Source organism: Paenibacillus solanacearum (genome assembly GCF_910593845.1).
GTDB classification, from domain to species: Bacteria; Bacillota; Bacilli; order Paenibacillales; family NBRC-103111; genus Paenibacillus_G; species Paenibacillus_G solanacearum.
In genome coordinates this window covers 1-13,804 of record NZ_CAJVAS010000076.1, presented here as the reverse complement: position 1 = coordinate 13,804, position 13,804 = coordinate 1, and the positions used below count along the sequence as shown (strand labels likewise).

Here is a 13,804-nt window from a genome sequence, read left to right as displayed (position 1 = left end):
GATCTGAATCAAGATTTACAGGCTTACCAATTAACATTAATTAACATTGTGAACTCATTCACACCTTAATTATACCAAAATAACTGTCTTGACATCTTGTAGCACCATATTTATACCATGCATGAGGGGAGAATGGAAGCGATTCTGCGACGTTTCAGCCAGCATACACTTGGTATTTTCGAGCGGTTGGAACTGAAGGTGTACGATTTCTGGATCGATCAGACGGGGCTTCCGAAGTTATATTACGTGATGGAATATAAGGATATGGAGGAACGGCAACGGCTGTGGAATGCGTTTCTACAAGACCCGGAATGGATCGAGGTGAAACGCACATCCGAGGAAAGCGGGCCCATAATTGAGAAGATTGAAGGAATATTTATGAATCGGGCCGATTTTTTTATACGATAGCGCGTTTGGCACTTGCCCCTCAACGGGATAATACAGGAACGGAGCTTACAGCCTAGCAGGCGGGTTCCGTTTTTGATTAGGGAGTCGTCTCAGCCGTTATTGCTACTGCCACACATGAGGCGATTATTACTATCGTTCCGCGTTAGCTTAACATTGGGATGTGTTATTTATTCATAATGTGATGCTTCATTGAGGTTCGATAATATTCCAATAACAACAAGAAAAACTGTCATTATAATAAGTGCATAACCTACCAATCGCAAGCTTAATCGGTTTTGTGATGATTTCGATCGTATGATTAGTAGTAACCCAGTACCTGTCAACAACGCTGTAATTATTCCAAAATTGATCAAACGAACACTCCTTTCATTTAGCCCCCGCTGCTTATTAGACGCTAATTGTGTAAGCTAAGTTCCGTTATCCTGCCAGTTAGCGTAACGCGGCCGCCGAAAGATGCCTGCAGCCGCGTTGTACGTTTTTATTAAGCTATCGTATCCATTACATTAGCTCAATGAACTACGACATAATTTCCCAAACAGTGATAACGGCCTAAGTGAGATAATTGTTACACGGATTCTTCTTTACGTAGACCTAAAAATTGTACACACAGGCGCCCCTCAGCTGCCGCTAATTCATTGATCTTTTCTAATAACTTCCGCTTGCTTATACATTCTTCGGCTCTTTTTCATAAAAAAATGGGTAGGCATCCATCATCGCCTACCCCGTCGTATTTTTTTTACTTTTTTTTAATTTATGTGATATTCCAGAATTAATTAGAAAACGGAGCCCGCAGACCCGCGAGGCTCCGTATTTGTTGTTCCCGAATTGGTTAGAATTTGAAGACCGCCGCTGCGGAAATGTAGATTTGTTGCAGAATTCGATAGAAAAAATCATTTAGGTCATATGCATAAATATGCATGGAATCCAATCGATCAATTTCCATCGTTCTCAAGATATGAAATAGCATATTAAATAATGTTTTGCGAATCTTCTTTGGCAAATATATATTCACATTCATCAGTGCATTCTCACTGACGCTAACTTCTTCACCATCTCGTTGTAACTTTTTTGACCAAGAAGACAAAGTATCTATTGGTTTTATCTGTGCGTTAAAGTGAAGAATTTATTTCAACCAGGATTTCATTTCGATTATATATTGAAAAATAAGCTAGCCAGATGCTTGGTTTGATTGTGTGAACCCAAAAGTCCCAATTCATGACAATACATGACCTGGGACTTTTTTATTATAGTTTTTCTTTGAGCTGGTTAAGTAATTCTTGAGCACTACACTGTTCTTTAGCATAAATACTTTTAGCTATTTGTAGAATCTCACCAACGCGAGGACCAGGAGGAATATCGAAAAATTCCATAATTGTTTTTCCTGTTATCGGCAATATTGATGGAGTATCTGCCAATAATGCACTTTCAATCAGTTTTCTTGCTTCAACTTCGAAAATGTAATTTGCTTTGCAATTTTGAAAGTGGGTTGCCCATTCAGGATAATATCTTTTTCTGAATCTCTCGGTATCTAGATAATCCTTTCCCATATCATTTGCAACTACACTAATCAATTGATCAAATTGATGAGGTGGATGATACCTACTCTTACGTGACGACCAATTAGTTAATATTGTTTCCTTTGATTCGTCCTGTTCAATACTACGTATACAAAAAGCTAAAGCATCTAAATACGAACAGGCCTCTTGTAGTAATTCGATCAGACAACTAAACCAATGATCATCGGTTGCTGGAACTGCAGTATTACATTTAGTGGAAAGCCAACCTTCACAGTATTTTTGGATGCTTTTATTTTGTTGTTTATTGGGGTCCAAATTATGTTGTAAATATGTACGTAATTGATGAATTGTATGGACATGAGAAATATATTTTTCTAGGGTGTTGTCATATACAGAAATTAGATTATTAAAATAGTCAATGGATACTTTTCCTAATTCAAAATAGAGAACATAAAACCATGAAACTGTCCGTATGAAACCTAACTCAGCGGGTGTAAATTTAGGCATTGTTACTGAGACGGTCCCAAATATTTTATCTTCATTGAGGCTATAGCAGATTCGGTCGATTTCATCGACTTTCCGAAAAATATCATACATTAAGTGCTCTGGTGCAGATCTATGCAGTAAGTTCATTTTTCTTTCACCTGCTGCTTATAGTAGTGTATCGGGTCTGCAATGGGGCCTCGAAAATTAAAAGCAATATGAAATTTAAGACTATCACCTTTCTGTAAGTCTGATTTATTAAATTCGTGGGGGATAAATTTAATATTTCTTCTTAATTGCTCTACATACAGTTCACCTTTCTTGTTATCAGAAGACACGAAGTTAACAGTACCGTTGAACTCTCGTGGCTTACCATCCGGTGTGCTGGCTAAATAACTTCTGATAATTCTCCGACTGCTATAGAAATGTTCAGAGTCTCTTTCAAGATCCCTGAATATTTCTAATGCATTGTCTATGTAATTAAGATGGAATGCTGCCACTCCTCGAATGAATTGAATATTTGGGGCATTTAGAAATTCTTCAGTATCCGACAATTCCATTAATATTTTCATGCAAAAGTGCCATTCAGAATCATTAAATCCCAATGTTTGACGCTCCCCATAAAACAATGGGAGATGAATTTGCTTTAACCACCATGCTTTGAATAAAAGGAATAGACATCGACCGTCATCTTTAATTTCGTTATGCACACTAAAAAGATATTCAAAGACATTGGTTACAGTTTTTACTTCCATATGGGTAAGAGGCTTATCAAAAAATAAGCTTCCACCCGCTATTTGATTTGCTTTAATGTAATATCCTGCTTTTGAACCATTCCTCAAAAGTGCATTGAAAGCATCATCAGAGAGGGCAGATTTCCCTAGTATGTTACCAAGTTCCATCTTTCTTTGGTGGTATTGGTTTTGTTGTTCTCCAGAAAAATCGTCAGCCTTTATTACTTCAAATAAATGAAGTATATCCGCTTCAGTTTCTGCTCTTAGTTCCTCACTTAAAATGTCAGACTTTAATATATCTCTTGTTGTCCAGAACGCAATATCCACAGGATAAAAGCTTTCAGGATCAGATACTCTAGCACGAGTTGATTGGTCGCGGGATTTTCTAAAAAGTGCTAATAACACGTTATAGTCATTCGTTGAATTCATCTTTTGTTTAAGTCTTGAACCGGAAATCGAAGCTAGCTCAACCAATATGAAGCTTCTAAGGGATTCGTTCCTTATATCATTATTCGTTAATTCTAATGCTTGATTTAATATTTCCTCAGCATTCTGTAATATTGCATCAGAATTGTTGTTTATCATACTGATTTTGATAGATTCCCTAAGAAGGTTTGCTTCGTGGAGCATTAACCGCGGGTTCTTGACACCCCTTTTTTCCCTAAGCGTTTTTAAAGTTTCGGCAATATCTAAAAAGCATGGCTCGTAATAAGTCCGATTCTTGCCGTTTGGCCCCATATTACGAATCAAATCAAAAGCAAACTGTATCTCGTTGTTGTCAAAGTAAAAAGAATTATCTTTAACTTCTAGTAATATAAGTTTAGCGAAATCAACCTCTGACCTAGCTGAACCATATCTATACTGTGTTACGAGCTGCGCTTCTAAAGAATGTCTAGCACCTACGAATATATTACCAATTGCATCTTCATAGTATCTGAATAAATCGAACTTGCCAATTAGATCATAAAAGTTTGTAATATACTCTTTACCAAGTGCTCTAAGTAATAACTCTAAGGGGATTTTTAGGCCGAATTTAGAAGGAACCATAATTAATCCAATAAGTTTCTGAAATATATCAAAGCCTTCGTCACCAATATCTTCTACTATATTAGTTTTAATAATATCTTCTTCTGTGATAACACCAGCTTTTAGAAGAGCTTCCGCAAATGAATTGAGCTCTGGTTTAACGTATCTTTTCTCAATAATCTCTTTCAAACTTTTCTCTACTATGCCTACTTCCCTTTCAATTCCTATCCGTAGTATCCGATGTGTAACTGGAAGATATCTATATAATTGAACAAGGAAGTATTGATCTTTAAATTTTGATCTGTCAATGGAAATTCCAAATTGCTCGAGGTATTCGTTGAATCTATCCAGTTCATTCTCTTCGAGAGAAGCTGGAGCATAAACGAACATCTCGTTTCTTTCATTATCAGTATTATCATAATTACTTAAATCATAATTATACGAGCTTCCAACTAGGACAACCTTCCGCCCTCGACTTGATAGGTAATTTAGAAGTGAATAGTATTGTTCAATCTCGACCATTCCATCCCAAATAATTAAACAACATTGTGCCCCGTTATCTTCGGACCATTTACAAAATACGTCTATATCGGCAGGCAATGGTCTTTGAGGTTTTCTTTCGATATATAAAATAGGATATCTTTTACCTTTTTTAATGTCATAGGCAAGGGACCCTAATGATACAGATTTACCTGTTCCAGTTTGTCCACGTAAGATTATTGGATGATTTTGTAGTTCCTTTGACCTTAGTCTTTTTTCTGTTTTTTCTTTTAGCTCTTTTTCAAACTCTCTCTTGAAATTAAAATACCTTGCATAACCAGACCAAATAGGTCTTATCCCAGAGTCGGAGAGGAACGTTCGATATTCTTGGTGCATTCTATCTCGAGATAAACTTGGTTGGGGAATTAAAAGCGAGTCGTCTAAAATAATGGCTGATCTTGAGACTTGATTCCATATGTAAGTTGGTATCTCAAAGGTATCATCACCTATATGAATATTTCTAGAGTTATCGTTTCCATCAATTCTTTGGCCAAGTTTTAGTCTCCCTAATTCCATGCCTTTGATGAAGAACTCACTAAGACTTTCATGATGTGGAGTTATTTTCTTTGATTCTATTAGAATTTCAATATATTCATCTTCTAACAAGTTCTCATCGACACTAAATAAATGTACTTGTCCAACCCCTAGTTCATCAACAATAGGAAATAAATCAGATGGGGAGAACCAATCATTTGCTGAGTATCCTTCGATAACAAGAATACCCAAAGGAGTGATGTATTCTTTTAATCTTCTTGCTAAGGAGACAGCAGTAGGCTTTCTTCTTATCAAATCAATCTTTTTTAACGGGGGACGTTCATGAGCTTCTGAACGGGTAACACAGCCAAATAAATATGTGCAATGTAATTTGGCTCGATTACGTGGGTCATGTGGAATATATTTCTCATCATAAATATGTTGAAGTTCTCTCCAATCCGTTATGAATGATTTTTGCCAAACATTGTCGATAGCTGAGAGAAATAGACCGTTCCATGGAAATGAGGATACCTCTTTAAGCCAAATAGGTGATGGATATCTATCGCAGCGTTGTTGCATCCAAGCTAACGATGATTCGTAGGACATTGCCGCCTCAGTTTGGAATAGGGAATTATATGAATTCGAGGTAGATTCTATACCAAACTTTTTTAGAACGTCGGACAAAAAAGGGTCAGTTTTGTTTTCAATTGATAAATAATTCTGTCCTAAAAGTAAAAATGCTGGTCCTTTATTAAACTGCTCATATAAGTCGGTCATAATAATTACTCCCTCTTTCGACATTGTTATTACTATTATACCATGCCATTATGTTCCATAAAGAGGAAACTGCAGGCCAATAATGGGTTCACCTCGATATTTATAACAAACCATTTAGGTTTACGATTTAATATTTTGGCTCCGATACTATCAAATAGTTTCTTAAACATGTTCTTCCTTTCCCGAGCAGATCATTATTGGAATCAAAGGTTTAAAGATATCTTGGTTAATGGCTTGTATTTCAAAATCTCTAACGGAGAGCGAAAAACTGAGTGGCACTATTAGACAATAAGTATAAAATTATATAATTTTATGGTAAATTAGTATTATTTATATATAGTAAAGAGGTGTTTAGTAGGTGATTAGTGCCAAAAAGAACAAGTATCGATTTTTAATCGTGTTAATTATGTTGCTTGGATCATGTCTTTCAAATAATTATAATGCATTTGCGGATAATCCCCAACAGCCTCAATATGACAGTATAGAGCCTAAGATATTCCGTGCCAAAGCGCGATTTTATCTGGACACCGATAAGATCAATCGTATGTATTATCCTGTAGTCGAATTGAATGAAGTCAACTGGGAATCCGGGAAGGTTTTTAGGAAGACATATGAGTTCAAGAATTATGCAAGAAAAATTCCCGATGGGTTCGTCTATCAACAAATCGGATCTAATCACGCATGGACCTCGAACGATGAGTTTTTTTACTATGGCGACTATAAAAATAAATTTTCTTTCGGAGTATCCCAACATATCGAAGGAACAATACTAAATACAGCTGAAGGGATTAAAGCATATTACGTTTTTGCGGAAGGATTTTACGAAAATACGCCTTCACGGAACAGGACTCGACCGGTAGTTTCAACATTATACGAATTTGACTTTACAAGTAAAGATTTACGTATAGTCAATCAGTTGGAAAGCGACACGTCTTATTTAAGAAATGTGTTGCCGGGAATGGAAGTATACTCAATAAGATACGAAAATAGCATCGATTTTTACTCGATAACCTCGAATGAGTACCGATCATCAATCCCTGGTTCGTATAATCATTATGATAATGAAAAGATGTACATTGGCTTGTCAGGAATGTCGTTGACATACGATCCAATGCCTTCCTACGGTGATTATGTATATGAGGTTCCAAATACCTTTGGTCATAGCGTAACCATCATGCACAAAGATGGATCCAATGAAGAATCGAAACTCATTAACGGTGACAATCCCATAATGAAATATGGGGTTAAATATGTTGGAAATAATAAATATGTTTATAGGACGGATCCGATCTCAACGATCTCATTAATTAATAATGAACATGAACAACTACTAAGTGATGGAGGTTATACTCTGGGTTATTTTTCCCCAGACGACAAATATATGCTTATCTACAGTAGTATAAAGGATGAACATTACTCTATTAAAAAACTTAAAATATTTGATATCGAGCGGGAAATATTTATACAGGAAACTGATGAATACCCGTTTCTTAACCCAAATCCGGCATTTGTTTGGGTAGGTAATTCTATAGTTACCCAACAACAGTTATATTTTGATGGGGAAAACGAACAACCATTTTTACATTTACCAACTGGGATCATTACTCAAAAAAACGATAGCATCAGAACGTTACAATCAAGAGGAGTTCAGAATCTTTTTTATAACTTTAATCCGGAAAATTACATAACGTTTTCTGACCCAATAGAAGTAGTTGTTAAAGGAGAATCAGTTAAATATAGCGGACAGGGCACGTTTCTAACAGCCAATAATACAGCATATATCCCATTACGCGATTTCATTAGCACTATAGGGGGACACCTAGAGGTTAACGATCAATTCATCAATGTTAAATATGGCAAAGTTAGTTTAATTGTTGACTCGATGGATAATAACAACATATTATACAATGGAACAATTCATGTTCCTCTCTGGGATATTGCCCCTAAGTTAGGTTTTTCCGTCGATTTTCAAGAACCTAGGGCAGGAAGTAAAAGTACAACGCTATGGCGGAGATACGTTCTAGAATAAGAGATAGACTCACACGAAATGGATCTAATTTTTAAGAATATGATGCTTTGGGGGCTGATCAAAGCATTAGGGAGACTCGGCTAGTGCATCACCTTACAAAGAACATGCTGTAGAGCTACAAACAGGATGGAACAAGCGTCTTTCCAGGTAACGGAAATTTGGCTGATCTCAAGGAAGGATTGAAATCTAACAAAAGCGACAGCTGCTTTGCAAATTAGAAAACGGAGCCCTCAAACTGAACTGCACCCCAATTGTTGGACACAGTCAAACAATTGGAGGTGCAGTTTTTTTGGCTAAATACTCAACCCAGGAAAAGTTAGAAGCAGTCCTGGCTTATCTAGAAGGTAAAGCGTCGTATAAAACAATTGCTGAAGAACGAAATATGAGCACTGCGCCACTAAAAAGATGGGTATTACGTTATCAAAAGCATGGAGAGGAGGGAATTACCTCTTCGTATACAAATCACGAGATTCAATTTAAAATAGATGTACTCAATTACATGAACAAATTTGGGGCATCTACCAATGAGACCGCCGCTCGGTTTAATTTGTCTTCGGATTACACAGTACTTAAGTGGAAGAGGCAATTCGAAGCAGGTGGAATAGACGCCCTCATATCAAAGAAAAAGGGGCGTCCATCCATGAAAGACGATACAAAAAAACCAACACCAGTTGAAGGCTCAATTGAGGCTTTACAGGCGGAAGTAGAACGTTTACGAATGGAGAACGCCTACTTAAAAAAGTTGAATGCCTTAGTTCAAAGCAAGGAAAAGTTTCAAAGCAAAACAAAGCGCAAGTAGTATTTGAACTAAGGCTAGAGTATCCCATTACCTCCTTACTACAGCTGGCTCAGATTCCACGTAGTACGTATTATTACTGGGTAAGTACAATGAATCGTCCAGACAAAGATACGGACTTAAAATCCCGTATTTCAGCGGTCTATCATGCTCATAAAGGCCGTTATGGATATCGTCGTATAACAGACGAGCTACACAACGAAGGGCACTTAGTGAACCGTAAAAAGGTGCAGCGTATCATGCGTGAACTTGGCTTAAAATGTATCGTTCGCATGAAAAAATATCGCTCGTATAAAGGAACAGTTGGTAAAATTGCTCCAAACGTCCTAGAACGAAATTTCAATGCTACAAGACCAAATGAGAAGTGGGTTACAGATATTACGGAGTTCAAATTGTTTGGAGAGAAGTTATGCTTGTCACCTATACTTGACTTGTTTAACGGGGAAATCATTACCTACACTATTGATTCACGTCCATTCTATAAGCTTGTCTCTGGTATGTTGGATCAGGCTCTGAAGCGTAAGTCTGACGATGACACCTTATTGATTCATTCCGATCAGGGCTGGCATTACCAAATGCCCCAGTACCAGCAGTCATTGAAGGAACAAGGCATAACACAAAGCATGTCACGTAAAGGAAACTGTTACGACAATGCTGTTATGGAGAACTTCTTTGGGATACTAAAATCCGAGTTTTTATATACAGAAGAGTTTGATAGTATTGAGCATTTCAAAGTTGAACTTGAACAATATATCCACTATTACAACCACAAACGAATAAAGTCAAAACTAAAAGGCATGAGCCCGGTACAGTACCGAACTCATGCGCTAAAGGCAGCCTGACTATATAAACTGTCTAACTTTTGGGGGTCACTTCAAACCCATGAGGCTCCGTTGTTGTTGTTTCATTTTACATTAGAATTTGAAGTGCGCCGCTGCGGAAAATAAGGTTTGTTGCAGAAATCATTAGTTTAAAATAAATAAGTAATATATTGTTTCAAAAACACAGTTGGATCTCGAAGCAGTAATCATGCACCTGGATAAATATATAAGTAAATGGCCATATATGATGGTCTGCCCGGCCGTCTCTATATTCTTGTAACGTAGCTTGAAAATTCGCAAATGATGGAATTTTGCAGGTCTGCCCATTTTTAGAATCATGCTCAAAATTGCCCCGACCATTGAAATTTTCTCTACATTTAAGCAAAATACGGAATTATGCAAAATGTTCATATATAAATTTTGCTTAGAAACAAGCAGTGAGAGGAAAAATAATGTAAATTAATTATTTGGTTGAATTAGGAAGATTGGTGGGAAGACGCCTTGAAACTAAAAAAAATAGAAGGATTACATGTCAGCAGAAAATAAAGTATTAGACTGAGAAAATAAATATTAGACTCGGAAAATAATTAGACTAGCGAAATAAAGTTGTAGACTGGACCTCATAATACGAACGGGCAGAAGTGCTTAATAGTCACTCTAATGAAGGAGACAAAGGATTTTGGAAATAACTGTAGAATGTATTTCTGGATGAATCTATAAATATGCTTGTACTAGTGGGTAAGTGGTATAGGTAAGGATTTTGAATGATTATTTTGTCGAGGAGACGTAAAAATCTTTCTAACGAAAGGTGATTTCGATTTGAATATCTTGTTTGCTTTCGCCGACGACTGGGGACGCTATGCCAGCATTTATGCCGAGCACGAAGGACCTGATTCTATCAATAAGCTTATCTCCACTCCGAGTTTCGATCGGATCGCCCGAGAAGGCGCGCTCTTTATGAATGCCTCCGTTCCGGCGCCGAGCTGCACACCATGCCGCAGTTCCTTGCTGTCCGGCCAATATTTTTGGCAGACTGGTCTCGGCGCCATTCTGGTCGGGGCCGTCTGGGACGAAACGATTCCGACTTATCCGCTTGAGCTGGAGAAAAACGGCTACCACATCGGCCACACTTACAAAGTATGGTCTCCCGGGAAAACCGCCAATGCTCCGTATGGCGGAAAGCGAACCGCGTATGTAACGGGTGGCGCCAACTTCGGCAAGTTTTCTCACCATGCCACCAAGCGCGCGCAGGAGATCGGGATAGAAGCAGCCAAGCGAGAGCTTCTAGACGAAGTTCGAATGAACTTTGACTCTTTCATGGAAGCCCGGCCGGAGGGAAAGCCGTTTTGCTATTGGTGGGGTCCTACCAATACCCATCGTTCGTGGGAGCAGGGTTCCGGCAAAGCGCTGTGGGGGCTGAATCCAGACGATCTCATGGGCCGGATACCCGCATTTTTGCCGGATGTTCCGGAGGTTCGAGAGGATGTTTGCGATTATTTGGGCGAATGCCAAGCGCTGGATACCGGACTAGGCATTATTCTGCAGCGGCTGGAGGAGTTAGGCGAGCTCGACGAGACGCTGATCGTCGTGAGCGGGGACCACGGGATTCCCGGAATGCCGCGAGGCAAATGCAATCTGTACAATCTCGGCTGCGAGGTCGCACTCGCTATGCGTTGGCCGGGTCATATCCAGCCGGGACGGGTCATCAACGACTTCGTGAACCTGATGGATTTGGCGCCGACCTTCCTGGAGGCGGCGGGGATGCCGGTTCCAGAATCGATGACGGGACGCAGTCTGCTGCCGGTTCTGCTGAGCGAGAGATGCGGTCAGGTGGACCCGGGGCGCACCTTTGTCGTGACCGGCCGGGAGAGGCATGTCCCCTCCGCTCGCAAAGGCGAGCTGCCTTATCCGCAGCGGGCCATTCGGACTGAGGAATATCTGTACATCATCAATTTTGAGCCGGACCGCTGGCCAATGGGCGCTCCCCGCGGCTTGGACAATCCGAATACCGTGCCTCCCTCCTACGAGGACTTGCAATGGAAAATCGGAGTCGCCTACGCCGAAATGGATGCTAGCCCAACTAAAGCATGGATGATTCATCACCGAAATGAAGAGGAGATCAAGCCGCTGTTCCGTTTGGGCTTCGGTAAACGGCCGTATGAGGAACTGTACGATTTGCGGAAGGATCCTTTTTATATGGAGAATGTGGCTGACAGGTCGGAATATTCGGACATCAAGAAGAAGCTGAACGTGGAGCTGATGGAAGTGCTGCACAAGCAGCAGGACCCGCGGGTAACGGAGAACCCATGTCGATTTGAACATGCACCATATGCCGGGCCGCTGCAAGCGTTTCAAAGGTGAACATTGTCTCGCTCATTGCCGCGTAAATCGCGGCTTTTTCTTTTTTAGACAAAGGCTTGCAAGTCGAGGGAAGATTGGGGTTAATGCCATCGACGAGAACGGTAACGTCGTTATTTCTAGGTATGCAGCGGCGGTTGTCTTATCAAAGCCGCCGCTCAACGAAATGGCAGGATAATCCTGAAACCATATGGCCATTGGGATTTTTAAAGTTTTATGACCCTTGGGGTAATTTACTTGGTTTCATACAGGACCCGCCGAATGTTCCCTGGTATGGTACGAGGTAGTAAAAATTAATTTGCAAGTGGGTTAAGCAAACGCAGTACGATAGTTCAACCCCACCGGTTGCAGCAAGTAGCTGTAATTACACTAAGGGGAACGATAGTTAAATAAAACAGCGACAGTCTAGGACTATATTTTCTCGTCCTTGGCTGTCGCTGTTTCAATTTCTAGGGGTCAGTCTAATACTTATTTTATGGAGTCTGACGGATTGGCGATTCGAAAAGCCGCTTGGAATAAAAACATCCAGTCTAATACTTTATTTTCTGCTGACATTACACATTGTACGTGAAAAAAATAATGAAGCGGCAATCATTTTCGTACATGGCCTCGCCGGGCATCCCTTTAGTACATGGACAAAAAAGAATTGTGATTCCTTACCTCATTTAATAATGAAAGATGCGTCTTATAGTCGCTTCGATTTGTACACGTTCGGTTATAAAACTGGGTTTGTATTTAAAAGACATCATTTCAAAAAAATTTCTGAGCTACTGTTTACATAAATAAAGGTTCGACTGAACCATAAAGAAATTTATTTTATTACACATAGTATGGGCGGTGTCGTAGTCCAAAGAATGATAATCGAACAGGTGGAAAGAAGTAACGATATTTTCATAAACAGTATTCGCGGAATAGTCTATTTAGCTGTTCCTTTTGCAGGATCAAATACAGCATCCATCGCTTCAAAGGCTTACGCCATCATACCGCCGATTATTGGCGAGTATACAATTTCTGTACAAGTGAGATCACTGAAAATATTCAGTGAAGAACTCGCGGACCAAAGTGGTACTCAACCGGCGCCAGAGATAAATCATCCCAACACTTATTCAGTATTGAACTATTTAATTATACCTTTCACTTATTCCATCGGCTTCTTAATAATAAATTTTCGATCATATCTCTCCAACATGATGTGAAACTCACCTATTAATTTTAAATAACGGTGTTCTAGAATCCGGCCTAATTTCAGGTTCTATTATTTTTATACTTACGGGCATAGGTATATCAACTCCTGTTAATATTGCCTCACCTTCCCCTAACACAGGTAAAAATGATAATATGCCACTATTTGCAGATGAGCAAGCACTAGCAATAGCCTCCTTGTCATAGAAGTTAATAAGCCGATGAACAATAAATGTACCCATTTGGCTTAACGTACCGACAGGAATATCTCTAGGCATTTGAGTAGCGATACACAAAAATAACCCATACTTTCTACATTCTTTTGCAATTTGGTCAAAAGCGTTTAACTCCATGTAATTTAACTGGTCGTCTTTTAAACTCTTGTTCAAATATTGATGTGCTTCATCAACAAACAATACTATTGGATCATTTTTGAAAGTTCCACTCCGCGCTTTATTTAATAAATATTTGGCAATCGAGTTAGCCAATATTTCTCTTGCATTATATTCATAACCGACTTTTTCAAAACCAATCCTTAAGATCACGTCTGTTGAATAACCACAAAATGGTAGAAAAAAAGCCGTCAACCCGGTAAACTGTTTGTACCCCTACAAACAAACCGAAAGGTGACGACTCCATGAAAAAGTCTACCACGATCC

General features: G+C 39.1%; 7 protein-coding genes. 4 read left to right on the top strand and 3 right to left on the bottom strand.

The window, feature by feature from the left end; translation table 11 throughout:
• The first annotated feature begins 117 nt into the window (after positions 1–117).
• Positions 118–408: an NIPSNAP family protein gene (locus KXG62_RS33000; RefSeq protein ID WP_218096260.1), complete on the top strand. Its 291-nt coding sequence runs from the start codon at positions 118–120 to the stop codon at positions 406–408.
• A gap of 1,244 nt (positions 409–1,652) precedes the next feature.
• Here the strand turns inward: KXG62_RS33000 and KXG62_RS32995 are convergent.
• On the bottom strand, positions 1,653–2,558 hold the full coding sequence (locus KXG62_RS32995) for a hypothetical protein (protein WP_218096259.1): 906 nt from the start codon (positions 2,556–2,558) through the stop codon (positions 1,653–1,655).
• Entirely contained in the window at positions 2,555–5,959 is a 3,405-nt protein-coding gene (locus KXG62_RS32990; RefSeq protein ID WP_218096258.1) for a DEAD/DEAH box helicase family protein, read from the bottom strand. The genes KXG62_RS32995 and KXG62_RS32990 overlap by 4 nt, the downstream gene beginning before the upstream one ends.
• A gap of 358 nt (positions 5,960–6,317) precedes the next feature.
• Here KXG62_RS32990 and KXG62_RS32985 point away from each other — a divergent pair, with 358 nt between their 5' ends.
• The 3 genes from KXG62_RS32985 (at position 6,318) to KXG62_RS32975 (ending at position 11,966) form a co-directional block, all read left to right on the top strand.
• Positions 6,318–7,988, top strand: coding sequence for a hypothetical protein (locus tag KXG62_RS32985; protein WP_218096257.1), 1,671 nt, complete (start codon positions 6,318–6,320; stop codon positions 7,986–7,988).
• A gap of 289 nt (positions 7,989–8,277) precedes the next feature.
• Positions 8,278–9,626 (top strand): IS3 family transposase gene (locus KXG62_RS32980; protein ID WP_218096256.1). Its coding sequence is split into 2 segments (ribosomal slippage): positions 8,278–8,722 and positions 8,722–9,626, totalling 1,350 coding nucleotides; the frame shifts between segments, so codons are not numbered across the junction.
• 798 nt (positions 9,627–10,424) lie between these two features.
• On the top strand, positions 10,425–11,966 hold the full coding sequence (locus KXG62_RS32975) for a sulfatase family protein (protein WP_218096255.1): 1,542 nt from the start codon (positions 10,425–10,427) through the stop codon (positions 11,964–11,966).
• Between the two features lie 1,196 nt (positions 11,967–13,162).
• On the opposite strand, the gene KXG62_RS32970 is transcribed toward KXG62_RS32975, so the two are convergent.
• Positions 13,163–13,690: an ATP-binding protein gene (locus KXG62_RS32970; RefSeq protein ID WP_246627755.1), complete on the bottom strand. Its 528-nt coding sequence runs from the start codon at positions 13,688–13,690 to the stop codon at positions 13,163–13,165.
• Positions 13,691–13,804: the final 114 nt, after the last annotated feature.

Coding starts and splice junctions, on each gene's coding strand:
- KXG62_RS33000 (WP_218096260.1), top strand. CDS start 118: ATGCATGAGGGGAGAATGGAAGCGATTCTGCGACGTTTCAGCCAGCAT.
- KXG62_RS32995 (WP_218096259.1), bottom strand. CDS start 2,558: ATGAACTTACTGCATAGATCTGCACCAGAGCACTTAATGTATGATATT.
- KXG62_RS32990 (WP_218096258.1), bottom strand. CDS start 5,959: ATGACCGACTTATATGAGCAGTTTAATAAAGGACCAGCATTTTTACTT.